This window comes from Enterococcus sp. DIV1304_2 (assembly GCF_050555445.1).
Taxonomy (GTDB): Bacteria; Bacillota; Bacilli; order Lactobacillales; family Enterococcaceae; genus Enterococcus_B; species Enterococcus_B pernyi.
Map to the genome: position 1 here is coordinate 1,875,414 of NZ_CP187851.1, position 26,118 is coordinate 1,901,531.

Sequence of the window (26,118 nt, forward strand, 5' to 3'; positions counted from 1 at the left end):
ATCTTACCTATTCCGACAGACTACTTCAATTTGATTACAATTCAATGTTCATCATCTTTGACACAAAATAACTTTTAAGCTATTATAAAGTCAATAGAAATCATAAGAATACGCTTTATCTTAAGCATGCTTTATCGAAAGAACTTTTAAGTAACTGTATTCTTAACTTTTCGAACAATTGAATCAGTGTATAAGCAAACTATAATAGCTTAAAAGCTAATTGTCAACCATAATGACTTTTATGCTATTTGAATATCAAGAAAGGTGGTTCCTTATGACACTAGTTGCGCGAATCAAACAATTAGCAGAAGAAAAAAAAGTAACCTTTGCTGAAGTCGAACGTGCCGTAGGAATCTCTAATGGCCAGATCCGAAGATGGGATCGTGTTTCACCCAAGTCGGAAAATTTAAAAAAAGTAGCGGATTATTTTGGGGTAACAACTGATTTCTTATTGGGCAGCAACCAAGCGCCAAAATGGGCAAATAAAGATGATTTATTTGAGTTAGACAAAATGCTCAATTCAAATGTCAATATGGCGTATGGTGGAGAAACATTGACAGAACAAGAAAAGCAACGTGTGAAAGATGTATTGACGGGGCTTTTCTGGGAATTTCGAAAACGTGGCAAAGAGAAGTGAGCATATATGGAGATGGATATTATCAAACTAGTAAGCGAACTGAAGCGTACCTATGATACCGCCAATCCTTTTGTGATTGCTGAAAAATTAGGAATAGAAATCAGATATGTTTCTTTTCTCGATAATCCAAAAGGACAGTTTCAAGAACTATTAGGCTCCCCTATTATTTTATTGAACAACTCACTGAAAGAATCAGAAGAACGTTTTTATATTTGTGCCCATGAACTCGGACACGCTTTGTTCCATCGAGAAATCTCTAGTTACTATGTGTCCTCTAGAAATTCAAGAAGCAAATCTGAGAGCGAAGCTAACTGCTTTGCTTCGAACTTGATCGTTTCCTTGTACAAAGAAGATACGGAAACCTACCCAAGAGAAGTGGAAGAGCTGACAAGACTTTATGGCCTTCCAGAGAGTTGTTATCGGTTTTTGATTTAATGAGTGTACTATTTTATGTTTATTTAGGACTTAGTGGGGTAAGTCCTCGATAATATAGATTTGGCGACTACTACTACCTGCCGTTAAATGGGAGTAAGAAACAAGGAAGGAGTAATGGAAAAAGTTAAATTGGGTATATAAAATATGATGAGTATTCATCAAGGAAAAGGGAGTTAAATATGAGTACTTTATTTACTTTAACATTTTTATTAGGTTGTGTAGGTATTTGGTATTTTATCAAAAAGGTTCCAAATAAAAAAAATCGAAATATTTCGATTGCTACGGTTATAATTTCTATATTATTAATTAGTGTATTTACCCCCGCAAGTTCAGAGAATAGTAAACAAGACACTAAAGCGGAAACAAAACAGACATCCACTATTGAAACAAAAAATGATTCAACTATCACTTCAGAAACCACTAGTACCACAACTCAAAGTTCTGCTCCAAAGATAAATCTTTTATTGGAAATACCATCTGAAATCGAGTGTGATTCATCGAATAAGGCTACAATTTCGGGGAAAACTAACCCTGGCGCTAGAGTGAGTGTTGGACTAGGTATTGTCGGAGATGCTACTGAAGCAGATAGTGACGGTAACTTTAGTCTTGTTTATGAAATGACAGAAGACGAGAACAAGGAATTAACTATTTATACTAGTATAGATAAAGATTCTAAAAGTTCTAAGATCACTATCAAGCCAAATGCGCAAGTTCTAGCAGCAAAAGCAGAACAAAAGGCTGCAGCCGAAGCGGCAAAAAAACAAGAAGAAGAACGTAAACAACTTGAAGCAAGTTTGCCTACTGAATATAAGTCTGCTTTAACGAAAGCACAATCTTACTCAGAAATAATGAATATGTCTAAATTAGCTATCTATGAACAACTTACTTCTGAATATGGAGAAAAATTTGCTCCAGAAGCAGCTCAATATGCTGTAGATAATTTGCAAACTGATTACAATGCAAATGCGCTAGCAAAAGCTAAATCTTATCAAGAACAAATGGCTATGTCTCCTGAAGCAATTCGTGATCAACTTATTTCTGAGTATGGCGAACAATTTACACCAGAAGAAGCTGAATATGCGATACAACATTTAAACGAATAATAATATTTAAATAAAGATTGTAGGTGTTTGTTGGTCTTACTAACTATCTACAGTCTTTTTTTATATTTCAACATCTAAAGTATCTTACTTAGCACCTGCACCAACTGCCCAAACTAATCATTACCCTTAGTTACTCCCAATATCCCGATTTCTCATATAGCTCTTCATGTTGTATTTTTTATATAAAATTCACTAAACCTATTTCCCATAATAGATATTCACCTATTTAAACTAACTTCTGGCTCATATGCTTTCCTCGTTATGTTGATGTGACAAAATGGTTGTAATATCAAAGGTATATCCATTTGTGTCGATAATATCTTCTTCTATAAGAGTCCAAAATCCCACACCTTTGTCTCTTTCTTTTGCGCTAATCACTGATTCCCAATCTACAAATTCTTTCTTCATTTTTCCACTGTATAGTTTGCTGTTTTCCAATCAAAGTGACTATTATAGTTAGCCCCTTTTAGCCAGATGGACTATCTATTTGCCAAGATCAAGTAGTCCATATAGTTTTCCTCTTATGATTTTTGGCTCTATAATTTATGGGACTGATGAATCAAAATTGATTCTTCAGTCCCATTTTCATTTTAGGTATTAAAAAACATATCGTTCTCTAGTATGATTAAATCACCACAAAATAAACAACTGAGAGGACGATATGCTATATGAATGATTCTATCAAAAAAATGCTAAGATTAATAGATAAAGATTTGATGATTACTGAGATCTCTTACGAGATCTTTCATAAGGAAAAGACATTGGTCATTAATGCCATTCTCTCACCTGATCCTTGTGCCTGTAGAAGTTGTGGTTCTACTGTGGTAGATGGAAACGGGAAAGCAATAGTGGTGAAAAATGGGAAGAAAGAAATCATTGTCCGCTTTGAACAATACAATCATATGCCAATGGTTATGCGCTTAAAAAAGCAACGCTATACCTGTAAAAACTGTCGAACCCATTGGACTGCTCAAAGCTATTTTGTCCGCCCAAGACATTCAATTGCGGATCATGTCAGATATAAAATTGCTTCTTTACTGACTGAAAAAGTCTCTTTATCTTTTATTGCGAAAAGCTGTCAGGTATCTTTGACCACCGTTATTCGTACATTAAAAGAGTTTAAAAGCTATTTACCAAAGCCCACTAAGAGGATTCTCCCCAAAGTATTGATGGTTGATGAATTTCGTTCGCACACTTCCATAGAAGATAAAATGAGCTTTATTTGCGCAGATGGAGAAACAGGTAATTTAATTGATATCTTACCTACGCGTAAATTACCTCGATTAACAAACTATTTCTTGGGCTGCACCAATCCAGAAGAAGTAAAATTCTTAGTCACAGACATGAACGCCGCCTACTTCCAGCTCACCAAACGCGTTCTGCCAAATGCGAAAGTAGTGATTGATCGGTTTCATATTGTCAAACACATGAATCAAGCTTTCAATGAGTTGCGTATCCGTGAAATGAATGAACTGCGTAAAGCAGGACAGAAAAGCCATGCAGAAAAACTGAAAAAGAACTGGCGCTTTCTGCTAAAAAATCGTGCAAACATTAACCACTATGAGTATAAAACATGGAAAAGTTTCCGAGCACCTAAATACCCATTTCTTACTGAAGCAATGATGATTGATCGATTGCTTAGCTTTTCTAAGCCCCTAAAGGAGGCGTATCCCTTTTTCCATGAATTAGTTGAAGCTTTTCGAGATAAAGACCCTGACTTGTTTTTCTCCTTATTGGCAGAACTTCCCGAAACGTTAGATGACGGCTTTCGTGAGAAACTTCAAAACCTTTTGACCTACGAAGAAGGCATCGCCAATGCGATGATTTATCCTTACTCCAATGGAAAAATAGAAGCAAAGAATACCCACATAAAAACGATGAAACGAGTATCCTACGGATTTAGATCATTTGAGAACATGAAAATTAGAATCTTTTTGACCAATCAATTAATCAAAGTGAGATAACAAAAAATCTGAGCCAGAATGTGGTTCATTCTGACCCAGATTTAATTTTTCGCAACTCATCAGTCCTTATTGACAAAGAGCCTGATTTTTTTAATAACAAAAAAACCATCTCACAAAGAGATGGTTCAAAGTCGTCTATTGAATTATTTATTGATATTTACTGCTTGTGGTCCACGTTGACCATCTTCAATATCAAATGTAACTGCTTGACCTTCATCTAAAGTCTTAAAGCCTTCACCTTGGATAGCTGAAAAATGTGCAAATACATCTTGTCCATCTTCACCAGTGATAAATCCAAAACCTTTGTCTGAGTTAAACCATTTTACTGTACCGTTATTCATATATATTTCCTCCTATTACGTATATCATACGTGTTTTGTTGCAATTAATATTACTTAGTAAAAGGAGTTTTTATAGTGTGAATATATCGCTCAGATTACGTTTCAAATTAGATTACTTATATAATATAGCATGTATCAGCTAAGAACACAAATAATAACTCTCGCAAAACATCATTAGAGTTTATGATACCTATCTCTAGTCAAAACAAGTTTAATGGAAGTTATTATTATCACGCTAATTTGGATGTCTTATCTTTTTACAATATATATATGAAGTGTACGATAAATAAATAATATATATGGGAGAAATTATAATGAAAAAAATTGTTTTTATTGGTATGGTAACTAGTCTTCTTTTACTCGCTGCTTGTGAGACAACTACCTCAAAAAATACAGAGTCAGATAACCAATCTATAAGTTCAACGAGTAATATCAAACTAAATTCAATAAATGAAAAGAGTTCGTCTCAAGAAAATTCATCAATATTTCAACCTTCACAAATTCAAGAAGCTATAAATTCTACTCAATCATCTGAGGTAACAACGGAATCAGCGGCTGCTTCTTCGCCCCTTGTAGGTAATGCAATAACCTCTCAGGAACGAGCAATGCAAGTACTTATCAGTGATTCTCCTGAATTACAAAATGAGGATATCGTGGTTACTTTCTATAAAATGATTGAATCAGACTATCTATTCCATGCACAAAGTAAATCAATTCTTGAACAAGGAGGATCAGGATCGGTAGGTTTTTATCGAGTTTCTAAGGAAGGAACGATCACAATAACTGATGCATACAGAAACGCAGTTTAATTATTTAACCAAAAATTTAGTAGGCTTTATTTGTCAATAAACCTTGATCAACCTATCCTACCTCCATAAATATATTTCTCACTCCATTTATACTCAGTTACAAAGAAGTATCTCCCCCCAGATATATGCTCACCTCTCTCTCCTTGTCAAAGAACGTGCTATAAGTAAATCAGATGATTTTTTAAACAATCCAGATAAGAAAGAAACTGGTCAACTGGTCCAATTTACATAAAAAAAAAGACAGCCAATAATCGGCTGTCTTTTCTGCATGTAGTACCACTAAAATAAAATGGTATCTACATGTTTAGTCGTTTGCATTACTAAGAATCTTCTCTAACCCCCATCTTACAGGCGTTCGTTCAATTCTTTCGCAAGATCTTCAAACCCAGGTTTGCCTAGTAAAGCAAACATGTTTTTCTTGTAAGCTTCTACTCCTGGTTGGTCGAATGGGTTAATACCATTCAAGTAACCTGAAATGCCGACAGCAATTTCAAAGAAGTACATTGTGTAACCTAATGTGTAAGCATCCATTGTAGGGATTTTAACTAATAGGTTTGGTACATCGCCGTCTGTATGAGCTAATAATGTACCTTCAAAAGCTTTTGTATTTACAAAGTCGATTTCTTTTCCTTGTAAATAACCAAGTCCGTCCAAGTCTTCTGCTTGTTCTGGAATTGTAATCGATTTACGTGGTTTTTCAACTTTTACGATTGTTTCGAAGATATTGCGACGTCCTTCTTGGATGTATTGTCCAAGTGAGTGCAAGTCTGTTGAGAAGTTTGCACTTGAAGGGTAGATTCCTTTTTGGTCTTTACCTTCTGATTCGCCGAATAATTGTTTCCACCACTCAGAGAAGTATTGCATTCCTGGTTCGTAGTTGATCAACAATTCAGTAACTTTGCCTTTACGGTAAAGAATATTACGCATTGCTGCATATTGGTAAGCTTCGTTTTCTTCAAGTTTGTCGCTTGAATAAGCTTTGCTTGCATCGGCAGCACCTTGCATCAAGGCATCGATATCTGCTCCGCTTGCGGCGATTGGTAATAAACCAACTGCTGTCAATACAGAGAAACGTCCACCGACATCATCAGGAATCACAAATGTTTCCCATCCTTCTGCGTCTGCTTCTACTTTAACAGCCCCTTTTGCTTTGTCTGTTGTAGCGTAGATGCGTTTGTTTGCTTCTTCTTGACCATATTTTTTAACAAGTAATTCTTTGAATACACGGAATGCAATGGCTGGCTCAGTCGTTGTTCCTGATTTTGAAATGACATTTACTGAGAAGTCACGGTCGCCGATCACTTCGATCAAGTCAGCAAGATAAGTTGAGCTGATTGAGTTTCCAGCGAAGAAAATTTGTGGTGTTTGGCGTTTGTCGCTTCCCAACAAGTTGTAGAAGGTATGTTGTAAGAAATCGATTGCTGCACGAGCACCTAAATAAGAACCACCGATACCGATGACCACAAGGACTTCAGAATCAGATTGGATTTTCTTAGCAGCAGCTTTGATACGAGCAAATTCTTCTTTGTCGTAGTTCGTAGGTAGGTCGATCCATCCTCGGAAATCGCTACCTGCGCCAGTTCCTTCTCGTAATAATTTGTCTGCAGCAGTAACTTGACTCTGCATATAGCCTAACTCATGTTCATTGACAAATGGTGCAACTTTTGAATAGTCAAAATGAATGTGTGCCATTTTTGTTCCTCCTTAAAAGTTTCAATCTACAGATATACTTTACGTTTTTTTTTATTATTTTTCAAGCAAATATGCGAGAAGCTTCTAATATTTGCAAGAAACTTCCATTTTTAGACTAAACCTTGCATAGCCATTACTTTTGCGACTTTTTCAAAACCTGCCACATTGGCACCAAGCAAAAGATTTTTTTCGTTGCCAAATTCTTTGGCAGTTTGACGACATGTTTGATAGATTGTTGCCATGATCTCATCAAGTTGCGCATCAACTTGGCTGCTTTCCCACACCAAACGTTGTGAATTTTGGCTCATTTCTAGCGCAGATACAGCTACACCACCAGCATTGGCAGCTTTTCCTGGACAATACCAGATGTCTGCTTTTTCATAGACTGAAACAGCATCTAATGTGGATGGCATGTTCGCACCTTCTGCGACGATCTTCACGCCATTTTCTACAAGGATCTCTGCCAATTGTCCGTCGATTTCATTTTGCGTTGCACAAGGTAAAGCAATATCAGCCGCTTGTTTCAAAGTCCAAACCGATTCATTTGCGTGGTATTCAGCCGATGAGCGTTCTTTGGCGTATTCTGTTAAGCGGGCTCTTTTGACTTCTTTCAATTCTTTTAATAGATCAAGATCGATACCTTCTGGGTCATAGATATAGCCACCTGAATCAGAACAAGTAACGACTTTCCCACCTAATTCATGGACTTTTTCGATTGCATAGATTGCCACATTTCCACTGCCTGAAACCATCACTGTTTTGTCAGCAAATGAATCTTGTTCTTCGTTCAATAGATGTTTTACATAATAAACTAAGCCATAACCTGTTGCTTCTGTTCGGATCTTACTTCCCCAGAAATCTAAAGGTTTCCCTGTCAAAACGCCTGCATCATATTGTTTCAATCGTTTATAGGCACCATACATATAGCCGATTTCACGAGCACCTACACCGATATCGCCTGCCGGTACATCAATTGAAGGTCCGATATGTTTTGCCAGTTCCAACATGAAACTTTGACAAAAGCGCATGATTTCATTATCCGATTTTCCTTTTGGATCAAAATCACTTCCGCCTTTACCGCCACCGATTGGTAGGCCTGTCAGGCTGTTCTTGAAAATTTGTTCAAATGCTAAGAATTTTAAAATACTCAAATTGACACTTGGATGAAAACGTAAGCCACCTTTATATGGTCCGATGGCTGAATTGTATTGGATTCGGTACCCACGATTCACTTGCCAGTTTCCTTGATCATCTTGCCAAGGAACACGGAATTGGATCACTCGTTCTGGTTCTACTAAAATCCCTAGAATATTTTTTTCAATGTATTCTGGATTTTTTTCTAAAAATTGGATGACCGTAGGCATAAATTCATCGACCGCTTGCAGAAACTCGATTTGGCCGTCATCTTTTTGGTGAAGTTTTTCTTGTATCGCTTGTACGTATTCTTTTGCATTTGACATAGGTTCACGCTCCTTTATTCATCTGACTTTATTTTAGCTTATTTCAATCATAGGTCAAAACATTTTCTGCGAATCGTCTTCAAATATGCTACACTCTCTGTGAGGTGAGAAAATGGAAAAAACTTATGACGTGATTGTTGTTGGCGCAGGAACAAGTGGCATGATGGCTGCAATCAGTGCAGCCGAGTATGGTGCCAGTGTCTTGTTGATCGAAAAAAATAAAAAAGCAGGTAAAAAATTATTGATGACTGGTGGCGGTCGATGTAATGTCACAAATAATCGCCCTGTCGATGATTTGATTGCGCATATCCCAGGAAATGGTAAATTTTTATATAGTACGTTTTCTCAATACAACAATTTTGACATCATGGAATTCTTTGAATCACAAGGAGTTCACTTAAAAGAAGAAGATCACGGACGGATGTTTCCAGTGACAAATAAATCAAAAACGATCATTGAAGCACTGGTTCATCGTCTGAATGAATTGAACGTCACGATGTTTTTTGGTGAACGTGTAGAAAAATTGATCCATAAGGACAACCAAATCTATGGTGTCCGTACTGAATTTGATGAATTTAAAGCAAAATGCGTCATTTTGACGACTGGTGGACGCACCTATCCTTCTACTGGTGCAACGGGTGATGGGTATAAATTAGTCAAAAAAGTAGGCCACACGATCACACCACTTTATGCAACAGAGTCTCCTTTGATTTCTGAAGAGTCATTTATTGCGGATAAAGTGTTGCAAGGTCTTTCTTTACAGGATATCACGTTACGTGTCTTGAACCAAAAAGGAAAAGTGATCACGGAACACACGATGGATCTTCTATTTACCCACTTTGGAATCTCTGGACCAGCAGCTTTAAGGTGTTCCAGCTTCATCAACAATGAGCTACAAAAAACGCAGGCACCTGTAACTGTTTCTTTAGATTGCTTCCCGACGAAATCAGTCGAAGAACTGATACAGGAGTTAGTGGAACTAAGTAAGGAATCGAAAAAGAATTTGATCAATGCGTGGCGTGGTTTTCTACCTGAACGTCTACTCCAATTTTATCTTGAACGGCTAGAAATGACCGAACTAACTGGTAGCCAAACCACCGAAAAACAAATCCAAGAATTTGCTGAATTATGTAAAAACTTTGAGCTATTGATCCATAAGACATTTCCCATCGAGAAATCTTTTGTTACTGGTGGTGGCGTTTCATTAAAAGAAGTCAATCCAAAAACCATGGAAAGCAAAGTATTGAACGGACTGTTTTTTGGTGGAGAGTTACTTGATGTAAATGGGTATACAGGTGGCTTTAATATCACGGCAGCTTTTGCTACGGGACGTGTTTCAGGAATGCACGCAGCCATGCAAAGTCAATGGTAAGAGACAAAAAAGCAAAACATTGCTTGAATGAAACATCCATGAAAGGCAACGCGTGTCGTTCGCCTTTCATGGATCGATCTTTCAGCATTTGTTTTGCTTTTTGTTTGTGGTTTTTAAATTTTGATATCGACAAATGTTGCATTGGTCAACTCAGCGATGGCTTCTGGAGCGAGTTCCATTTGCAGTCCGCGTTTTCCAGCAGAAATAATGATCTGGTCATATTCTTTTGCCTGTTCTTCAATAAATGTTGGGAATAATTTTTTCATACCAATTGGTGAACAGCCACCTCGAATATATCCGGTCGTTTTTTCCAAGTCCTTGAGATGGAGCATTTCTACTTTTTTATTGCCGGAGACTTTTGCTAGTTTTTTTAAATCAAGTTCAGTACTTCCAGGAATAACGGCAACGATCGGGCCTGTGTTATTCCCCACTGCTACTAATGTTTTAAAAATTCGTGATTCACTTCCTGGCAACTGAGCAGCAACGGATGAGGCACTGATATGTGCTTCATCCCAAGCATATTCATGTTCTGTATAAGCAATCTTTTTTTGTTCTACCATACGTATAGCATTCGTTTTTACTGGTTTCTTCTTTGCCAAAATCTTCACCTTCGTCTAGCTTAATTTTCATTGAGTAAACTAATGATTTGTTTTAATTCTTTAACTGGTAATTGGCCAGGTGCAGAAGCTCGTGTCGCATCTAACGCACCGAAAGTGATGGCTGAACCTGTCACGTTGCCTGCAAGTCGAGAGACCATGCCAAGCTCACCCATTGACATAGTGACTAGAGGCATTGACACAAACGCATGTGCACGACGAGTCAATTCCATCATCCGTAAAACATCACGTTCATTATTTGGCATCACAGCAATTTTGCCGATACTTGCACCAAAATGTTCCATCATATTCAAACGATACAGCAAGACCGGATCTGCTGGTGTTTCTTTAAAATCGTGACTACTGATGACCAGTGGGATCTGGCGGCGGTGGATATCATGGAGCAGATCCTTTTCCATACTTTCGATTTTGAACAACTCAATATCTAGCATTTCCACTAATTCTGTGTCGATCAAAAATTTATACAGATCGTGATAGTCTTTGATGGAAATATCTTGCGTTCCACCTTCTTCTAAGGTTCGAAAAGTCAAAAGCAATGGAAGTCTTTCTAACATTTCATAGATCAGTACTAACGTTTCTTTTAGTTGTTCTTTGTTGAAGACATCCTGATAACAATCAAGACGCCATTCAGCCAAATCAGCACCGGCTTCCCTCGCCAGGATTGCTTCTCTCAGAAGTTCTTCGCGAGTTGTACCAGTCAAGGGCGCACAGACTTTTGGACGTCCAGTACCAAATCTTACTCCTTTTACTTGAAACATTTACTTCACGCCCTCTCTATTTTTTTATTTCATAAACAAATACCTTTAAATAATTTCCTTCTGGGAAAGAATCAATGGTTTGAAAATCATCAGGCAAACGATAAACACCGCTGATTTGGTATTCATACTCAGCAGAAATTAGTTCATCTTCGATCATTGCTTGAAATTGATCAATCGACACATTGGCTGCATTTGTTGAGGCAATCAAGATTCCTTCATCGGCTAAGATCGACAAGCTATCTTTCACTAATTCACCATAATTTTTGGCTACACGAAAGACTTTTTTCTTGTTCCGAGCAAAACTTGGAGGGTCCAAAACGATTACATCATAAGAGAAACCTTTACGTTGTGCATATTTAAAGTATTCAAAAACATCCATGACGATGATTTTATGGGCATCCGGTGTCAACCCGTTGACCTCAAATTGTTCACGAGTTTTTTTCAAACTTCGTTTTGCTAGATCGACACTTGTCGTTTCTGTTGCCCCACCCATAGCAGCAGCTACAGAAAAAGCACCGGTATAGCTAAACATATTCAGTACTGATTTCCCTAAAGCTAAGCCATCGATCAATGCCCCTCTGACTTCTTTTTGGTCAAGGAAAATCCCTGTCATCAGACCTTCATTCAAATAAGTGGCATAAGTCACACCATTTTCTTGGACAAGTAGTGGTTCTTTGGCCTCTTCTCCAGTCACATGCTGGCTCTCCGGTAATCGTGTTGTTTCAAAGCGAATTTTTTCGTAGATTCCGACAATTTCAGGATAAGCAGCTTGAAAAGCTTTTAATAAAACTTCACGAGCCAAATATAAGGTTTCATTGTACCAAGAAAAGACAGCAAAGCTATCGTAGTAGTCAATGATCAAACCACCGATCCCATCTCCTTCTCCATTGAACAAACGAAAAGCTGTTGTCTGCTCATCATTAAAATAGCTTGTCCTTTTTTCTTTAGCTGTCAGAAATTTTAGTTCAAAAAATGATTGATCAAATGGTTCATCCTTTTGACTGAGTACCCAACCAATCCCTTTGTTTTGTTTTCCTAAATAGCCTTTTCCTAAAAATTTCCCTTGCTGATCAATTAATTCTACCCATTCCGTCGTTTTTTTCATTTGGACTAAATCTTCTTCTTGGATCAATGGATAGCCTTTTAAAAATTTCTTGACTGCTCTTTTTTTTATTGTTAGTTTCATTGGCTCACCTGCTTTTTCATTCTCCCTTTTAGTATAACAAAAAACACGCTTCTTGTCTTAGAGATTCCTTGTCTTATAGGTAGTTTCCCTTAGAAAAGAGCTAAAATAAAAACTCCTCATCTCCCACTAAAACGAAATGCACAGTGTTCCGAAAGTAGTTCCTTCAGAAAATATTTTGAAAAAACGACAATTTGAAGAATGATTTCCGATTTTCCATGATGATTTCTCAGTGCTGCGCACTTTTGTCCTCCCTATTCATGTGTAGATTTTTGTACAAAACTTAGCGATCTTAAAGAAAATCTTAATCTATCAAGCTTGATTTGTACTTTCAATTGACACTATTTTGGTCTACTAGTAAAATGGTTAGGAGTATGTGAGTCGTGAGTATGTTTCATGTCACTCTTTTTTTATGTAAGAGTGCAGAAAGGAAGATTAATTTGAAAATAAAAACACCCGCTTTTTTAAATAAAAGGCTCGGATTTTTTACTTTACTAGCAGTTTTGTTATGGGTCAAAACGATTGCTACTTATCTATTTGATTTCCATTTAGGGATCGAGAGTGGCATCCAATATTTTATCTTGTTCATCAACCCGATCGCAACGACTATCCTTCTTTTAGGGATTGCCTTATATGTTAGACGAACGAAAGCAGCGTATATCACGATGCTAGTCATCTATTTCTTGTTGACCTTGCTCTTATTTTCTAACATCATCTATTATCGTGAGTTCACTGATTTTATTACGATCAACGCGATCCTAGGCGCCGGAAAAGTCGCAAGTGGTTTAGGCGAAAGTGCCTTACGGTTATTCCGTCCTTATGATGTCCTTTATTGGATCGATATCATTTTGATCATTGCACTTTTAGCAACGAAAAAAATCAAAATGGACCCACGTCCTGTACGCGCTCGAATGGCGTTTGCTTTTACTACCTTAGCAGTGATGATCTTTTCTGGAAATCTATTTTTAGCTGAAGCAGATCGCCCAGAGTTATTGACACGTACATTCTCTCGTGATTATCTAGTTAAATATCTTGGACTGAACGCGTTCATGGTATACGACGGTATCCAAACTTACCAAACGAACCAAGTACGAGCTGAAGCAAGTCCAAATGATATGAAAGAAGTAGCAACTTACGTCAAAGAACATTATGCGCAACCAAACCAAGATCTCTATGGATTAGCTGAGGGTAAGAATGTTATCTATATCCATTTAGAAAGCTTACAACAGTTTGTGATCGATTATAAACTGAAAGACGAAAATGGCGTAGAACATGAAGTAACACCTTTCTTGAATAGTTTATTCCACAGTAATGAAACATTTAGTTTTGACAATTTCTTCCATCAAGTAAAAGCTGGAAAAACAAGTGATGCAGAGACATTGATGGAAAATTCATTATTCGGTTTGAACCAAGGATCGCTATTCACTCAACTTGGTGGTAAGAATACTTTCCAAGCAGCACCAAATATTTTAAAACAAACAAAAGGCTATACCAGTGCAGCATTCCATGGGAATGCTGGTACATTCTGGAACCGTAACGAAACTTATAAGAGTTTTGGGTATGATTACTTCTTTGATGCTTCATACTATGACGTGAATGACGATAACTCATTCCAATACGGTTTACATGACAAACCATTCTTTGAACAATCCGTCCAATATTTAGAACGGATGCAACAACCATTCTACTCAAAATTCATTGCTGTATCGAATCACTTCCCTTATTCAAAATTCACGAATGAGGAAGCTGGATTCCCAGTAGCTAATACGAACGATGAAACAATCAATGGTTACTTTGCGACAGCTAACTATTTAGACACAGCGGTAGAAGAATTCTTCAACTATTTAAAAGCAAGTGGCTTGTATGAAAACTCAGTCATCGTCTTATACGGTGACCACTACGGGATCTCTAATACAAGAAACAAATCTTTAGCTGAATTAGTTGGTAAAACAAGTTCGACATGGACAAATTTTGACAATGCAGCGATGCAACGCGTGCCATATATGATCCATATCCCTGGACAAACAAAAGGCGGGATCAATCATACGTACGGTGGCCAAGTCGATGCTTTACCGACATTGCTTCATTTATTAGGTGTTGATTCAAAAAATTATATCCAATTAGGACAAGATCTTTTCTCACCTGATAATAACCAGTTAGTCGCTTTCCGTGATGGTGACTTCGTTTCACCTAAATACACCTATTATGGTGGAGCTGTCTACGATACCCAAACAGGTGAAGTCCTATCCGATATGACTGAAGAACAACAAGCAGAAGTTACTGCCTTACGTGAAGCAGTCAGCAAGCAACTCGCCGTTTCAGACCAGATCAACAATGGCGATCTACTTCGATTTTATACAGAAAGTGGTTTAGAACCACTTGATACTTCTAAGTTTGATTACAAAAATGGCTTGCAACATCTAAGTGATGCCGAGCGTTCACTTGGTGACAAATCAACAAGCGTCTTCAGTGAGAACAACAATCAAACGACACAAAATCTTTACGAAACAAAAACTTTCCAAGATATCCATGGTATTCCTACCGAGGAACCTACGGATAGTGAAAATGCAGTAGAAAACAACGAATGAACAACGTGAGAACAAGTAGCGAATGTTATCACTCAACGAACAGCGCTCGAGGAAATCCTTTCTTCGGGTGCTTTTTTTTTGATCTAATAACTAGAAATATAAATAGATTTGCTTATTTCTACTCAGTGATTTTTTTACCTCCACGATTGAAAGTGCAAAGAGATGCTACTAATCATATTCGATGCATCTCTGTCCCCTCATACATACTCTAAGTCTGAAACGAATAAGATCCCAGACAAATCATTTGATTCTTGGGGACTCATCGCTCGTTCATAAATCTTGAAATTGATACATTTCCCTATTAGTTTTTGCACTGGATCTCATAGTAGGGCCAAAAGAATAGCGTCACTAAAGAAGTTTTTTATACGCCTTCAGGTTCCTTTTGCTTGTCCTACTTGACCAGCCTTCCTTTATTTCGGTTTTTCACTAAATGATTTTCATACTTTATTCATATTCATTTTTTATACTATTCTTGAGGTGAAAAGTATGAATATGATCCGTTATTCTACCGCACGATTACTTTATTACAAAAAACAAACATTTCTATATACTTTGTTTTCAAGCTTTTCTGCTTTTCTATTATTGATCAGCTTTAACTTATATAATCTACAAACCACTTTACACAAACAAATCCAAGATCGGGTGTTGATATTTGATGCTTCTGATGTCAAAGAAAACTTGCCTTCATCAGAAACGCTTCAACAAGCCTATCTGGTTGTGATCAGTTGTATACTGGCACTGTTTGCCTTGTGTTTCTTTTTTTTCTTTTTACTCTCACTCTATCGTCATCGTATGGAAATCATCAATTGGCGATTAGCGGGTCTTTCCAAACCAAAAATGTTCTTCTTTGTTTTTTGGCAATCCTTGATTCCATTAGTTCTGAGTTGTCTTGGCGTTCTTTTGATCGTTTTTGCTTTCCAAAATGGCTATCAAGCTTTACTCCAAAAAATCAATTTGGCTCTGTTAGATTTCTTCGAACTACCGAATTTACCAAGTGTCTTTTCTTCTGGAAATGGTTTATCGATCTCGATTGACCAAAATAGTTTTTTCATGATCGATTTTTTTAGCGATAACTTTTTAGTAGATACCTTAAAAGGGATCGGACAGACGATCATTTGTTTAGTTAGTATTAGCACATTACTTAGTACCTGTCTTTTCATGATTTCAAATCGACTTTTAAAAAGAAAGAAGCTGATCATTGATGAACCAACATGATTCACTGATATCATTTAGCGGTTTTACTGTTCTGATCGGTTCGAAAGCCGAACAACAGGTGATTTTCACAGAGATCAAAGCACAACTCCTCGCGTCAGAACGAACTGATCTGATGATCGTTCAAAAAAATTGGCCGTTCTTCCCTTATCTTAATTTAAAAGAACAAGTCTTTTTGGACATCCCCGAAAAACAAAAAAAAGCCAAACAGGAACAAGCGCAAGATAACCTAATGATAGATTCCTCGTTGCTCAAAAAATCAGTAAGTGAGTTGAGCACGTATGAAAGAATCAAATTGCAACTGATGCATGCAATCCTCGCCGATAAAAATAAACTGATCATCGAAGACCCTATCGATGATTTGTCGATTATCGAGATTCAAGATCTTTTGACAAATCTTTGCGATTTAGTCAACGATCATTCTTTTTCGATCTTATTGTTGACGCATGATCTTTCCATTGCCGAAAGCCCCTATGTCACTGATTGTAAAGAAGCGAGTTAACTTGAGCTTGTTGATCTTCATAAAAAAACCGTTAAAACAAGAGAGAAGCCTTGTTTTAACGGTTTTTGATTTAGTTATCATTCGATTTCAACATCTGGTAATTTTACAGTAAATGTCGTTCCTTTTCCTAACTCACTTGTTACGTCGAGTTTTCCTTTATGCAATCGAACTAATTGTTGAACGATCGGTAACCCTAAGCCGGATTCGCCATATTTTGTATTTTTTCTAGATGGATCAACTTTGTAATAGCGATCCCATATGCTTTTCATTTGTTGTTCTGACATACCAATACCAGTATCGGTCACTTTAATGATCGTTTCAAGATAACCTTTTTCTAATGTGACTGTGATCGTTCCATTTTCAGTGAATTGGATCGCATTTTGAATAATGTTGACCATGATCTGTACAAACCGATCATAATCAGCGTATACGTCTAATTGTTCAGGTGCTTCTAAAATCAATTGATTACCCGCAGCTTCTGCTTTTGCTTCCAATTGAGCAACAATGTTTTTTAACGTTTCTGTCCCATCAAATTTTTTGATGACCATACTGATTTGATTCGTTCTGATTTTTTCATAATCTAAATTCTCATTGACTAGACGAATCAAACGTTCAGTTTCATTTTTCATTAATTTAATGGCATTTTCCCGTTGGTTTTCTGGGATGGCATTATACTCTAAGCCTTCTAACAAGCCATTGATGGTTGTTAAAGGGGTCCGCATTTCATGGGAAGCATCTGCCATGAATTGTCTGCGCCGATTCTCTTGTTCCTCGATTTCTGCTCGTGATTCTTTCAATGAGTTGGTCATCTTATTGAAATCGTCTGCTAATTCATCAAATTCATCTTTGTCATTTACAGGTAATTGCACATCGAAGTTGCCATTCGTGACTTCTTTTGTAGCATTTCTCAAACGATTGATCCGTTTGACTTGGAAAGCCGCAAAGGCATAGCTTGCGATGATTGCAATGATGCTTGAGAAGATGAAGCCTTTGAAGAGATTCAAGGTGACTGATCGCACGCTATTGTCGATGTTTCTGGCTGGTTGGCTTACAACTAATCCCCCATAAAACTCATGATTCAAGTTGAAAGGAACCAAAGCATAGGATGTGGCTTGATTCTCTCCTGAGATATTTTTATTTGAAGTAAACTTGACTTGGCGACCGCTTCTCAAACTTTCCCATTGATCTGCTGTAATCGTAAAATTCAAGTAAACCCCAGCAGTTGGATAGATCACTCGCTCATATTTATCAATAAAGATAAAATTGACATTTTGTTCAGTTAATACTTGTTCAGTCAGTTCCAACGCATTTTGGAATGCTTGATCTTGATTGAATTGAGGAAACGTATCCGCAAAGGTTTGGGTCGTTTTCTCCACCGACTCGGCATAACCAAAAAGTTGTTGGTAATTATTTTCTTCGATGGTTTGCTTGGTCAATTGCGTAAAAGAAATACCGACGATCAAGATGATCATCGCGATCATCCCACAAAATGCCAGTAATTGTTGGTATAAATAGCGCATCAGGCAACACCTGAATCATCAAATTTATAGCCTACTCCCCAAACGGTCTGGATCACTTGTGGGCCTACTTTCTCGATTTTTTGACGCAGTTTTTTGATATGGGCGTCGACGGTTCGTTCATCACCAAAATATTGATAATCCCAAACGAGTTCCAATAACTGTTCTCTTGAAAATACTTGTCTTGGTTTTTTTGCTAATGTAAATAAAAGATCAAATTCTTTTGGTGTCAATCCATCGATCGGTTGGTTATTCAAGTAGGCTTCACGCGTTTTCGTATTCATCTTGAAGTGATCGGTTTGGATGTCAAAATTTTGATCAGATAATGGATTTTCTTCTTTTGTTTCTACCAATTCGCTACGACGGTGTAATGCCTTCATACGTGCAATCAACGTCAAGGGACTAAAAGGTTTAGTGACATAGTCATCAGCTCCCATTTCCAAACCGATCACTTGATCACTTTCAGAATCTCGGGCGGTCAACATGATGATTGGTACCGTACTAGAAACTTTTCGGATTTCTCGTCCAACCATCATGCCATCCAATGTCGGAAGATTAAGATCCAACGTGACCATATCCCAATGTTGTGGATTCTCTAAAAACGCATCTAATCCTTCTTTTCCGTCGTATTTGAAGGTTGCTTCCCATCCTTCATTCAAAAAAAACATCTGCATCATTTCAGATACGGATTGATTATCTTCAATCATTAAAATGTTCATGCTCGTCTCCTCCATTTATCAAATCGTAAGTTTGTAATTTTTTTTCTGTTAATATAAAAATCGGCATGATCGGAAACACTAAGACCAACATTTCAATAATAAAAAAATTGGTATGTTCGGTGATTTTTAATCCGTAGCCGATCAAGGTCATCAATAATCCGAAAATCAAGAAATATTTTCCGCTTGTTCGTTGGGCAATCCGCCAATGTTCGTCGGATCTGGTGGCACGTTCTGAATGATAACCATAGAAAGGTAAATTACCTTTAGAAGGCAAAATTAAAAATAAGAGCCCTATCAAGGTCAAAAAAAGACCAACTGTTAAAAAAATCATGATTTCACTCTCCAATCTCTGTCTATAGTATACTCTAAAATGGTTGCTGAACCAATAAGTTCAGTAATTCTTCACGAAACGTTTGTCTTTTGTTCATTCTTTGATAAGATAAAGATAGTCAAATGAAAAAGGAGTTTTATTTGTGACAAACTATCAAGCAATCACATTTTTCGATCTCGATGGAACTTTATTAGATGGACATTCTAAAATAACTCCTGAGATCGCCGCAGCAATCCAAGCATTAAAAGAGAATGATATCCTACCTGTTATCGCTACTGGACGGACAGAAATGGAAATCAAACAAATCATGCGTGATGCGGGTATTACTTCCGCTGTAACAATGAACGGTTCTTGCATTAGCGTAGAGGGAGAAGAAATTTATTCTGTACGCTTTTCTAAAGAAGAATGTCAAAAAATGCGTGACCATATCGAAGAGCAAGGTCATGCCCTTTGTTTTTATAATAGAGAGAACATTTGGAGTACTCATCACACAGAGACCATGAGAAAAGCTTATGGCTTTATCCATTCAGATGTGCCACCAATCGATCCTTCCGCTTTTCAGGATCATCCGATCAATATGTTGCTGATTCTTTCCGAATCAGGTGATGAATATTATCATGAACGTTTCCCAGACATGACTTTTTACCGCAATAGTCCCTATTCGATCGATACGGTCAGAAAAGGTATTTCAAAAGGTGCAGGGGTCAAACGCTTAAAAGAAACATTAAAATTAGAGAATGTCCCAACTTTTGGTTTTGGTGACGGGCCGAACGATTTTGCCTTACTTGAAGCTTGTGATCACAAAATCGCGATGGGCAATGCTTATGATGAGTTGAAAGAACTTGCAACCTTCATTACGAAGAAAAATACCGAAGGCGGGATCGTTCACGCATTGAAGCATTTTGAATTGATTTGATTGTGGATCTGCTTAAACATGACAAAACGAAATAGCCGTCACTTTAACAGAGGACGACTATTTCTACTATACCGAATGAAATTTTTGGCGCCTTTTTTAGCGGCGCTTTCCAAAGGGACTGTTCACGCAGTTCCTTTTTTATTGTTAATCTCGCCCAAGACTGAGGATTCAGACATCGCCCCTAAGTCCATGAGTAGGGAATTTTATCTACTCAACATCTCTAAAATGACATATATCCACCTTTATTTTACTATCTCTCAACCGCGGCTAAAAACCGAATCCTTGTTTTGACGTCAGTCCATGTCGATCATCACTTCAACCGTTTGCAGTGGTACGTCATAAAAACGGTCTTCGCGACGCCCTAAGAAATCTTTGGCTTGTTGAGGGAATAAGGCATAGCTTAAAAGATCTTCTGGTGATTTTGCATACTCACTGATTTCTTTTTTGAGTAGCGGCAATTGAGGTGCTAGTAAATCTGCGGGTCGCTCTTGGATCACTTGTTCATCGCCAATGATTGTTTGTTGGATGGCTTCAGCGATTGGTGCTGGAGGACGGCCGTACAACCCTCGAACATATTCTTTGATTTCAGTTGGGACGAGTTTATACCGCTCACCAGAAAGTACATTCATCAGCGCTTGCGTTCCTACCATTTGGGACAACGGAGTAACAAGTGGCGGAAAGCCAAGATCTGCTCGAACTTTTGGCACTTCTGCTAATACTTCTTCATATCTCTCTTGTAATCCTTGTTCCGTCAACTGACTTAATAAATTAGATAACATACCGCCAGGCACTTGATAAATCAATGTTTTAGGTTCAATGTCCTTGACTTTAGGATTCAACATCTTTTCTTCTCGAAAACGATCTCTGATTGGATTGAAGTATTCTGCTATTTCTGTCACTTTTTTCATATCTAGCCCTGTATCATAGCCCATTTCTTCAAGAACCAAAGCCATCGATTCAGTTGCAGGTTGGCTCGTTCCACCCGCAAAAGAAGAGATAGCCGTATCGATGATGTCCGCCCCTGCTTCAACTGCTTTTAAATAGGTCATTTCAGCGATCCCACTTGTTGCGTGAGTATGGACTTCTAAGGGTAATGGCACGGCATCTTTGATTCGACTGATCAATTCGTAACCAGTTTGTGGAGTCAATACGCCCGCCATATCTTTGATACATAACGAATCTGCTCCTGTATCCGCCATTTCTTTTGCTAATCTTACAAAATAATCGATCGTATGGATCTCACTCGTCGTATAAGAAATAGCTGTTTGGCAATGACCACCAGCTTCTTTAGCTGTCACAATAGCAGTCTGTAAATTTCGGACATCATTCAATGCGTCAAACACACGAATACTATCAATGCCATTCTTGATCGATTTCTCGACAAATTCTTTGACTACATCATCTGCGTAATTTTTGTACCCAAGGAGGTTTTGTCCTCGAAGCAACATTTGTAGCTTTGTTTGTTTGACTTGTGAACGAATCATACGCAAACGCTCCCATGGATCTTCATTTAAGAAACGTAAGCACGCATCAAAGGTAGCGCCACCCCACATCTCTAATGAATGGTAGCCTGCTTGATCCATTTTTTTCAGGATTGGCAACATGTCTGCTGTAGTCATTCTTGTGGCAATCAAGCTTTGTTGCCCATCACGCAAAACGGTTTCCATCATTTGGATTTTTTTTGCCATTTACTTCCTTCCTTTCTCAACAAGTTGCTGGATATGTGTGCGTATCATTTGCAGGGAATGTTTCTGTTTGCGACTACAAACTTTGGCTACTTCGTTACACACGTAACATGTCCGTTGGTTATATCCCAGCATCTCGCGACTCAACTGCTGCATCTTTCCTTCTTCCCAAAAAAGTACATCAAGATCAACTAATCGACCATAGGGGCATGTTTCTTCGAGTTCGATCATGCGCTTTTTTAGTAGCTCTTTTCTTAAAGGAAGAAGCAAAAAATACTCGTAACCTGTTTTTTTCTTACGGTACAATTGGACCAATGGAGTGACTTCTGAAACACATTCTTCTATAGCTTCGACCACTATATGAAAGACTTGTGCGATTTCTTCTGACGTTTTGACAGGACCTGGTATATTCATGGTTGCTGAAAGCAACACATTTTGTGGATTTGCTTCCAATAATTTTCTCTGTCTATTGGCACGGGCTTCTCTTGCGATCAGGATTTCTTCATGCGTCACAGTCGGTCCATCAAATAGTTTGCTACACATTTTTGACCACATCGATCAGTGTGCCATCACGGTATTCCACCAAAGCAACGATCTTTTCGCCATACTGGATGGCTGAAGGTTCGCCAACGATGTCATATGCTTTTTGTTTAAGCTCGTCAATCGTATATTGCGGTATATCTACACCCTTAAAATACTCGATCAGATCTTGTCGTTTAGGATTGATGGCGATACCTACTTCCGTAACTAAGACATCAATGCTAGTTCCGGGAGTCACAACCGTATTGACATGATCAACAACAGTGGGTATCCGTCCACGAACGAGTGGCGAGATCACTAGGCTCATTTTACAACCCATGCTGGTATCTGGGTGACCGCCAACAGCCCCGCGAATCACTCCGTCTGAACCAGTCATAACATTGACATTGTAATCCGTATCGATTTCTAGCGCAGATAAAATTGCTGTATCAAGCTGATTTACCATGGCACCCTTAGTAGCTGGAGAAGCGTACATACTTGCATCAATTTCATAATGTTGGTTGTTTTCGCCTAAAGAAATCGCAGATAAGTGATCAAAATCTTGAACATCGATGATCTTTTCTACTAAACCTTCCTCCAGTAATTCCACCATCGCATTCGTAATCCCACCTAATACAAAACTAGCTGTCATTTGGTCTTTCAACATTGCTTCCCGCAAAAAGCGAGTAACAGCCAGTGCAGCACCGCCTGTTCCAGTTTGAAAGGAGAATCCCTGCTGATAGTAAGGGGAATGAGTGATGACTTTTGCTGCATACTCTGCGATCAATAGTTCTTTAGGATTTTTAGTAAAGCGTGTCGCCCCTTTGGCAATGCCCTCAGGATCACCTATCGCTGCCACTTCTACAACATAATCGACATCCGTCTGTGCAATACTGATTGGAGTATTGGGAAAGGAAACCAAATTATCTGTGAGGATAACGACTTGATCCGCATATTTTGCATCGACCATGGCATAACCTAGTGAGCCACAAATAGCTTTCCCAGCAGTTCCATTGGCATTTCCATATTCATCCGAACTTGGCGTGCCTAAAAAAGCGACATCAATATGCAGGTCACCGGATGCGATCGCTCGCGCTCTTCCACCATGGGAACGAATGACTACTGGTTTTTCCATGATTCCTTCCGAAATCGCGGCACCTACTTTATCCCGCAAACCGCTTGTGGTAATTCCTGTCACAACGCCATTTTTTATATGATCAATCAAAGGTTCATGGACATTTGCGATTGAACTTGGTGCGATCGTGATATTTTTGATTCCTAGAGATGCAATTTCTTCCATGACCATGTTTAGTACAAAGTCACCTTCACGGAAATGATGATGAAAAGAAATCGTCATCCCGTCTTTCAGTCCAGTTTTTTCAATGGCTTCTTTGAGACTTCCCACTATTTTTTTGTCATTCGGACGGACAGGATGGATGCTTCTACTGGCTTCTTTGTATGGTTCAATATGGTCCAACTCACCTTCGTACAGACGATGAGCAACTGTTGCTGTTTGTGGAATCTCTTTACCAACTTTATTTACAACCATTTCTAGATATCCTCCTCTCTGATCAACTTCGCCGCTTTTGCAAGAGCAATCACTCTTTCTGCTCGCTCGACGATTGGTTTATCCACCATCTTGCCATTCACAGAAATCACGCCTGAACCTTTTGCTTCTGCTTCTTGGATGCCCCAGATCACTTCTTTCGCTCCTTGGATCTCTTTTTCTGTTGGTTCATAAATGGCATGGACTAATGGAATCTGACGTGGGTTGATCACTGATTTCCCATCAAAGCCTAATTGTTTGATCAGACGGACTTCTGCTTGAAATCCCTCAAGATTTTCGACATCTGAATAGACAGTATCGATTGCTGCAATACCAGCAGCTCTAGCTGAATGAAGGATCATATTTCGAGCAAAAGACAATTCTTGCCCATCTGGATATCGTTGAGTTTTCATATTGGTCACATAATCTTCGGCACCTAACGCGATGCCAACTAACCGTTTGGAAGCTTTAGCGATTTCTCTTGTATTCAATACCCCTTCTGCAGATTCGATCGCTGCCATCATTTTTGTGGTTCCCATTGGGATATGATAAGTTTCTTCCACTGAAGTGATGACCTGATCAACCTCGATGATGTCTTGTGCGGTTTCTGTTTTTGGCAAGCGAATGACATCGATCCCTGCTAATACCATTGCCTCAATGTCTTGGTCACCCCCAGCCGTCAATGCGTTGATTCGAACGACCGTTTCTACTTTGCTATAGTCAAATGTTTTTAATGCCATATGAACGAGCAAGCGTGCCGAATCTTTTTCTTTTAAGGATACGGCGTCTTCCAAATCAAACATCAGTGAATCTGCACCGTATAATGGCGCATCTCTCAGCATCGCTGCATTTGCACCAGGAACAAACATCATCGTTCTTCTTAAACGTTCCATGAATTGATCTCCTTCCAATCATAGCGCTCTTGCTTTCCAGCTCGATGGACTGCTGTAATCGTCCTTGCCTGGATCGTGCAATCAAGCGCACCTTTATCGACAGCTGTTACTTTGGCGGCTTCAATGCCTAACTGTTGAAGGGTGTCCATAATGACTTTTCTGATTTGGTGACCAAATTGTTTTTCGACATTGCTTGTCAAGGAAAGTTCAATGCCTTTTTCTATCTTTGGATCGATCGTGATCATGATATCACTGGATTCAATTGTTCCAGCCACTGCACTTTGATAAATTTTCACTTCCTGTCACCTCTATTACGTTTATGATTTTTGATATAGTTATAAGTCGAAGCAGGCAAATACGCTTGTAATGTCTGCACGTCATCTTCTTGTAAGGCTTTTCGGACTTTTGTTGCACTGATTACTTCGTTTTTGATACATTTTCGCGGTAGGACGATCAAAGAAAGCGATTCTCCAAATACCTTCTTCAATGTTTCATTATAGATTTCAGTTACCTTAGAGTACGGTTCTTCACCGACAAATCGACTTTCAATTGCAAGTATCGGTGCGATTTTTTCTTTAAAAAGTAGCGCATCCAATGTACCTTGCGCTTTTGCTGCTTCTTCTGTAGCATGTTCCTTTAAAAAATAGGCAGGAAATGTGGCGGAAGAAATCAGATAATCTTCTGTCGGCAAAATCGTGACATTTTTTACATGCGCGACCCCTTGCTTGACCATTTCGAACCGTTCGGAAAAGGAAAATTCTGAACGATCTTCTGAAAGAATAAAAAGGTAGACTTGGTCTGCTTGTTTGGCTGCGCACTCCACTAAGTACTGATGTCCTTTTGTAAAAGGATTGGCATTCATCACAATCCCACAGCCTGTACCTTTTTTCTTTTTTGCCTTCAACATGGCAAGATAATCTTGAAAGTCAGGTGTACCTTGTTCCATAAACAATATGGTTTCAGTGGCAATGATCTCTTTAAATCCCATAGCATGAAAAATCGGGTGATTACTAGGATCTGTGTAGACAAAGAAATGCCTTTTGTTTTCTTTGGATAAATGATCAATTAATTGCTGAACGATCTTCGTCAACAAATTTTCTGATTGGAAATCTTTCGCAACAGCCAAATATTTTAAAATATTGCGCTCATAAGAACCGGTGGCAATCAGCCGCTCTTCTTGATAGATCCCAACGGTATAGTCAACCTTTTCATTCAATGTGAGACCGGATTTTTCGATCAGCTCCAGCCATTGTTGATAGACTTGAGCATCCTTTTCCAACCATAATCTTTTGATTGTATACATGTACAAGACCTTCTTT

At 38.3% G+C, this 26,118-nt stretch carries 26 protein-coding genes; 10 read left to right on the top strand and 16 right to left on the bottom strand.

Features of this window, described 5'->3' with window-relative positions; all coding sequences use genetic code 11:
- The first annotated feature begins 274 nt into the window (after positions 1–274).
- From IGJ14_RS08635 to IGJ14_RS08645, 3 genes are all read left to right on the top strand, one after another.
- A complete protein-coding gene (locus tag IGJ14_RS08635; protein ID WP_010735116.1) occupies positions 275–637 on the top strand; it encodes a helix-turn-helix domain-containing protein in 363 nt (120 codons plus the stop codon).
- Positions 638–643: 6 nt separating this feature from the next.
- Positions 644–1,072, top strand: a complete 429-nt coding sequence (locus IGJ14_RS08640; protein WP_019722947.1) for an ImmA/IrrE family metallo-endopeptidase — start codon at positions 644–646, stop codon at positions 1,070–1,072.
- Between the two features lie 179 nt (positions 1,073–1,251).
- Positions 1,252–2,175: an Ltp family lipoprotein gene (locus IGJ14_RS08645; RefSeq protein ID WP_019722948.1), complete on the top strand. Its 924-nt coding sequence runs from the start codon at positions 1,252–1,254 to the stop codon at positions 2,173–2,175.
- Positions 2,176–2,418: 243 nt separating this feature from the next.
- Here the strand turns inward: IGJ14_RS08645 and IGJ14_RS08650 are convergent, their stop codons facing one another.
- Positions 2,419–2,583: a hypothetical protein gene (locus tag IGJ14_RS08650; protein WP_157999840.1), complete on the bottom strand. Its 165-nt coding sequence runs from the start codon at positions 2,581–2,583 to the stop codon at positions 2,419–2,421.
- 260 nt (positions 2,584–2,843) lie between these two features.
- Between IGJ14_RS08650 and IGJ14_RS08655 the strand changes: the two genes are divergently transcribed.
- Complete coding sequence (locus tag IGJ14_RS08655) at positions 2,844–4,139, top strand: ISL3 family transposase (RefSeq protein WP_195339621.1); 1,296 nt, start codon at positions 2,844–2,846, stop codon at positions 4,137–4,139.
- A 143-nt stretch (positions 4,140–4,282) separates the two neighbouring features.
- Here the strand turns inward: IGJ14_RS08655 and IGJ14_RS08660 are convergent, their stop codons facing one another.
- Entirely contained in the window at positions 4,283–4,480 is a 198-nt protein-coding gene (locus tag IGJ14_RS08660) for a cold-shock protein (protein ID WP_019722950.1), read from the bottom strand.
- A gap of 314 nt (positions 4,481–4,794) precedes the next feature.
- On the opposite strand from IGJ14_RS08660, the gene IGJ14_RS08665 reads away from it, so the two are divergent.
- On the top strand, positions 4,795–5,289 hold the full coding sequence (locus IGJ14_RS08665; protein ID WP_430607532.1) for a hypothetical protein: 495 nt from the start codon (positions 4,795–4,797) through the stop codon (positions 5,287–5,289).
- Positions 5,290–5,634: 345 nt separating this feature from the next.
- Here the strand turns inward: IGJ14_RS08665 and IGJ14_RS08670 are convergent, their stop codons facing one another.
- Positions 5,635–6,981: a glucose-6-phosphate isomerase gene (locus IGJ14_RS08670; protein WP_019722952.1), complete on the bottom strand. Its 1,347-nt coding sequence runs from the start codon at positions 6,979–6,981 to the stop codon at positions 5,635–5,637.
- A 110-nt stretch (positions 6,982–7,091) separates the two neighbouring features.
- Positions 7,092–8,441, bottom strand: coding sequence for an NADP-specific glutamate dehydrogenase (gene gdhA, locus IGJ14_RS08675; protein ID WP_034687723.1), 1,350 nt, complete (start codon positions 8,439–8,441; stop codon positions 7,092–7,094).
- 112 nt (positions 8,442–8,553) lie between these two features.
- Here gdhA and IGJ14_RS08680 point away from each other — a divergent pair, with 112 nt between their 5' ends.
- Complete coding sequence (locus IGJ14_RS08680; protein ID WP_335884443.1) at positions 8,554–9,813, top strand: NAD(P)/FAD-dependent oxidoreductase; 1,260 nt, start codon at positions 8,554–8,556, stop codon at positions 9,811–9,813.
- 113 nt (positions 9,814–9,926) lie between these two features.
- Here IGJ14_RS08680 and ybaK read toward each other — a convergent pair whose 3' ends face one another.
- From ybaK to IGJ14_RS08695, 3 genes are read right to left on the bottom strand one after another with little or no spacing between them, the layout of a single operon-like run.
- Positions 9,927–10,412 (bottom strand): Cys-tRNA(Pro) deacylase, encoded by a 486-nt coding sequence (ybaK, locus tag IGJ14_RS08685; protein ID WP_010735105.1) that lies wholly within the window; start codon positions 10,410–10,412, stop codon positions 9,927–9,929.
- A 20-nt stretch (positions 10,413–10,432) separates the two neighbouring features.
- Positions 10,433–11,188 (bottom strand): type I 3-dehydroquinate dehydratase, encoded by a 756-nt coding sequence (gene aroD, locus IGJ14_RS08690; RefSeq protein ID WP_108144838.1) that lies wholly within the window; start codon positions 11,186–11,188, stop codon positions 10,433–10,435.
- A gap of 16 nt (positions 11,189–11,204) precedes the next feature.
- Positions 11,205–12,374, bottom strand: a complete 1,170-nt coding sequence (locus IGJ14_RS08695; RefSeq protein WP_065095976.1) for a class I SAM-dependent rRNA methyltransferase — start codon at positions 12,372–12,374, stop codon at positions 11,205–11,207.
- A gap of 386 nt (positions 12,375–12,760) precedes the next feature.
- On the opposite strand from IGJ14_RS08695, the gene IGJ14_RS08700 reads away from it, so the two are divergent.
- From IGJ14_RS08700 to IGJ14_RS08710, 3 genes are all read left to right on the top strand, one after another.
- The gene (locus IGJ14_RS08700; protein ID WP_430608480.1) at positions 12,761–14,959 is read left to right on the top strand and encodes an LTA synthase family protein; all 2,199 of its coding nucleotides are present in this window, start codon (positions 12,761–12,763) and stop codon (positions 14,957–14,959) included.
- 486 nt (positions 14,960–15,445) lie between these two features.
- A complete protein-coding gene (locus IGJ14_RS08705) occupies positions 15,446–16,174 on the top strand; it encodes a hypothetical protein (protein WP_019722957.1) in 729 nt (242 codons plus the stop codon).
- Positions 16,161–16,673, top strand: coding sequence for a hypothetical protein (locus tag IGJ14_RS08710; protein ID WP_104776589.1), 513 nt, complete (start codon positions 16,161–16,163; stop codon positions 16,671–16,673). The genes IGJ14_RS08705 and IGJ14_RS08710 overlap by 14 nt, the downstream gene beginning before the upstream one ends.
- Before the next feature lie 77 nt (positions 16,674–16,750).
- On the opposite strand, the gene IGJ14_RS08715 is transcribed toward IGJ14_RS08710, so the two are convergent.
- From IGJ14_RS08715 to IGJ14_RS08725, 3 genes are read right to left on the bottom strand one after another with little or no spacing between them, the layout of a single operon-like run.
- Positions 16,751–18,193 (bottom strand): sensor histidine kinase, encoded by a 1,443-nt coding sequence (locus tag IGJ14_RS08715; protein WP_019722958.1) that lies wholly within the window; start codon positions 18,191–18,193, stop codon positions 16,751–16,753.
- On the bottom strand, positions 18,193–18,909 hold the full coding sequence (locus tag IGJ14_RS08720; protein WP_065095978.1) for a response regulator transcription factor: 717 nt from the start codon (positions 18,907–18,909) through the stop codon (positions 18,193–18,195). The genes IGJ14_RS08715 and IGJ14_RS08720 overlap by 1 nt, the downstream gene beginning before the upstream one ends.
- Complete coding sequence (locus IGJ14_RS08725) at positions 18,890–19,240, bottom strand: SdpI family protein (RefSeq protein ID WP_019724437.1); 351 nt, start codon at positions 19,238–19,240, stop codon at positions 18,890–18,892. The genes IGJ14_RS08720 and IGJ14_RS08725 overlap by 20 nt, the downstream gene beginning before the upstream one ends.
- Positions 19,241–19,382: 142 nt before the next feature.
- On the opposite strand from IGJ14_RS08725, the gene IGJ14_RS08730 reads away from it, so the two are divergent.
- The gene (locus tag IGJ14_RS08730) at positions 19,383–20,156 is read left to right on the top strand and encodes a Cof-type HAD-IIB family hydrolase (RefSeq protein ID WP_019724436.1); all 774 of its coding nucleotides are present in this window, start codon (positions 19,383–19,385) and stop codon (positions 20,154–20,156) included.
- Positions 20,157–20,449: 293 nt separating this feature from the next.
- Here IGJ14_RS08730 and IGJ14_RS08735 read toward each other — a convergent pair whose 3' ends face one another.
- Genes IGJ14_RS08735 through citC form a run of 6 tightly spaced genes read right to left on the bottom strand, consistent with a single transcriptional unit; the run spans position 20,450 to position 26,102 of the window.
- Positions 20,450–21,844, bottom strand: a complete 1,395-nt coding sequence (locus IGJ14_RS08735) for an oxaloacetate decarboxylase subunit alpha (RefSeq protein ID WP_430607536.1) — start codon at positions 21,842–21,844, stop codon at positions 20,450–20,452.
- Positions 21,845–22,384, bottom strand: a complete 540-nt coding sequence (citX, locus tag IGJ14_RS08740; RefSeq protein WP_430607538.1) for a citrate lyase holo-[acyl-carrier protein] synthase — start codon at positions 22,382–22,384, stop codon at positions 21,845–21,847.
- Positions 22,377–23,909: a citrate lyase subunit alpha gene (gene citF, locus IGJ14_RS08745; RefSeq protein WP_019724332.1), complete on the bottom strand. Its 1,533-nt coding sequence runs from the start codon at positions 23,907–23,909 to the stop codon at positions 22,377–22,379. The genes citX and citF overlap by 8 nt, the downstream gene beginning before the upstream one ends.
- Before the next feature lie 2 nt (positions 23,910–23,911).
- Positions 23,912–24,799 carry a citrate (pro-3S)-lyase subunit beta gene (citE, locus tag IGJ14_RS08750; RefSeq protein ID WP_108144843.1) on the bottom strand — a complete coding sequence of 296 codons (888 nt, stop codon included), beginning with the start codon at positions 24,797–24,799 and terminating at the stop codon, positions 23,912–23,914.
- Positions 24,787–25,095, bottom strand: coding sequence for a citrate lyase acyl carrier protein (citD, locus tag IGJ14_RS08755; RefSeq protein WP_010735091.1), 309 nt, complete (start codon positions 25,093–25,095; stop codon positions 24,787–24,789). Before citD ends, citE begins: the two co-directional genes overlap by 13 nt.
- A complete protein-coding gene (gene citC / locus IGJ14_RS08760; RefSeq protein WP_019724538.1) occupies positions 25,092–26,102 on the bottom strand; it encodes a [citrate (pro-3S)-lyase] ligase in 1,011 nt (336 codons plus the stop codon). Before citC ends, citD begins: the two co-directional genes overlap by 4 nt.
- Positions 26,103–26,118 lie beyond the last annotated feature (16 nt).

Excerpts from the sequence above, each read along its gene's own strand:
- IGJ14_RS08710 (WP_104776589.1), top strand. The coding sequence starts at position 16,161 with ATGAACCAACATGATTCACTGATATCATTTAGCGGTTTTACTGTTCTG.
- IGJ14_RS08680 (WP_335884443.1), top strand. The coding sequence starts at position 8,554 with ATGGAAAAAACTTATGACGTGATTGTTGTTGGCGCAGGAACAAGTGGC.
- IGJ14_RS08660 (WP_019722950.1), bottom strand. The coding sequence starts at position 4,480 with ATGAATAACGGTACAGTAAAATGGTTTAACTCAGACAAAGGTTTTGGA.
- IGJ14_RS08700 (WP_430608480.1), top strand. The coding sequence starts at position 12,761 with ATGTTTCATGTCACTCTTTTTTTATGTAAGAGTGCAGAAAGGAAGATT.
- IGJ14_RS08720 (WP_065095978.1), bottom strand. The coding sequence starts at position 18,909 with ATGAACATTTTAATGATTGAAGATAATCAATCCGTATCTGAAATGATG.
- gdhA (WP_034687723.1), bottom strand. The coding sequence starts at position 8,441 with ATGTCAAATGCAAAAGAATACGTACAAGCGATACAAGAAAAACTTCAC.
- citE (WP_108144843.1), bottom strand. The coding sequence starts at position 24,799 with ATGGAACGTTTAAGAAGAACGATGATGTTTGTTCCTGGTGCAAATGCA.
- IGJ14_RS08640 (WP_019722947.1), top strand. The coding sequence starts at position 644 with ATGGAGATGGATATTATCAAACTAGTAAGCGAACTGAAGCGTACCTAT.
- aroD (WP_108144838.1), bottom strand. The coding sequence starts at position 11,188 with ATGTTTCAAGTAAAAGGAGTAAGATTTGGTACTGGACGTCCAAAAGTC.
- citF (WP_019724332.1), bottom strand. The coding sequence starts at position 23,909 with ATGGTTGTAAATAAAGTTGGTAAAGAGATTCCACAAACAGCAACAGTT.
- citC (WP_019724538.1), bottom strand. The coding sequence starts at position 26,102 with ATGTATACAATCAAAAGATTATGGTTGGAAAAGGATGCTCAAGTCTAT.
- IGJ14_RS08725 (WP_019724437.1), bottom strand. The coding sequence starts at position 19,240 with ATGATTTTTTTAACAGTTGGTCTTTTTTTGACCTTGATAGGGCTCTTA.
- IGJ14_RS08635 (WP_010735116.1), top strand. The coding sequence starts at position 275 with ATGACACTAGTTGCGCGAATCAAACAATTAGCAGAAGAAAAAAAAGTA.
- IGJ14_RS08705 (WP_019722957.1), top strand. The coding sequence starts at position 15,446 with ATGAATATGATCCGTTATTCTACCGCACGATTACTTTATTACAAAAAA.
- IGJ14_RS08735 (WP_430607536.1), bottom strand. The coding sequence starts at position 21,844 with ATGGCAAAAAAAATCCAAATGATGGAAACCGTTTTGCGTGATGGGCAA.
- IGJ14_RS08665 (WP_430607532.1), top strand. The coding sequence starts at position 4,795 with ATGAAAAAAATTGTTTTTATTGGTATGGTAACTAGTCTTCTTTTACTC.
- IGJ14_RS08645 (WP_019722948.1), top strand. The coding sequence starts at position 1,252 with ATGAGTACTTTATTTACTTTAACATTTTTATTAGGTTGTGTAGGTATT.
- IGJ14_RS08695 (WP_065095976.1), bottom strand. The coding sequence starts at position 12,374 with ATGAAACTAACAATAAAAAAAAGAGCAGTCAAGAAATTTTTAAAAGGC.
- IGJ14_RS08715 (WP_019722958.1), bottom strand. The coding sequence starts at position 18,193 with ATGCGCTATTTATACCAACAATTACTGGCATTTTGTGGGATGATCGCG.
- IGJ14_RS08655 (WP_195339621.1), top strand. The coding sequence starts at position 2,844 with ATGAATGATTCTATCAAAAAAATGCTAAGATTAATAGATAAAGATTTG.
- IGJ14_RS08650 (WP_157999840.1), bottom strand. The coding sequence starts at position 2,583 with ATGAAGAAAGAATTTGTAGATTGGGAATCAGTGATTAGCGCAAAAGAA.
- citX (WP_430607538.1), bottom strand. The coding sequence starts at position 22,384 with ATGTGTAGCAAACTATTTGATGGACCGACTGTGACGCATGAAGAAATC.
- IGJ14_RS08670 (WP_019722952.1), bottom strand. The coding sequence starts at position 6,981 with ATGGCACACATTCATTTTGACTATTCAAAAGTTGCACCATTTGTCAAT.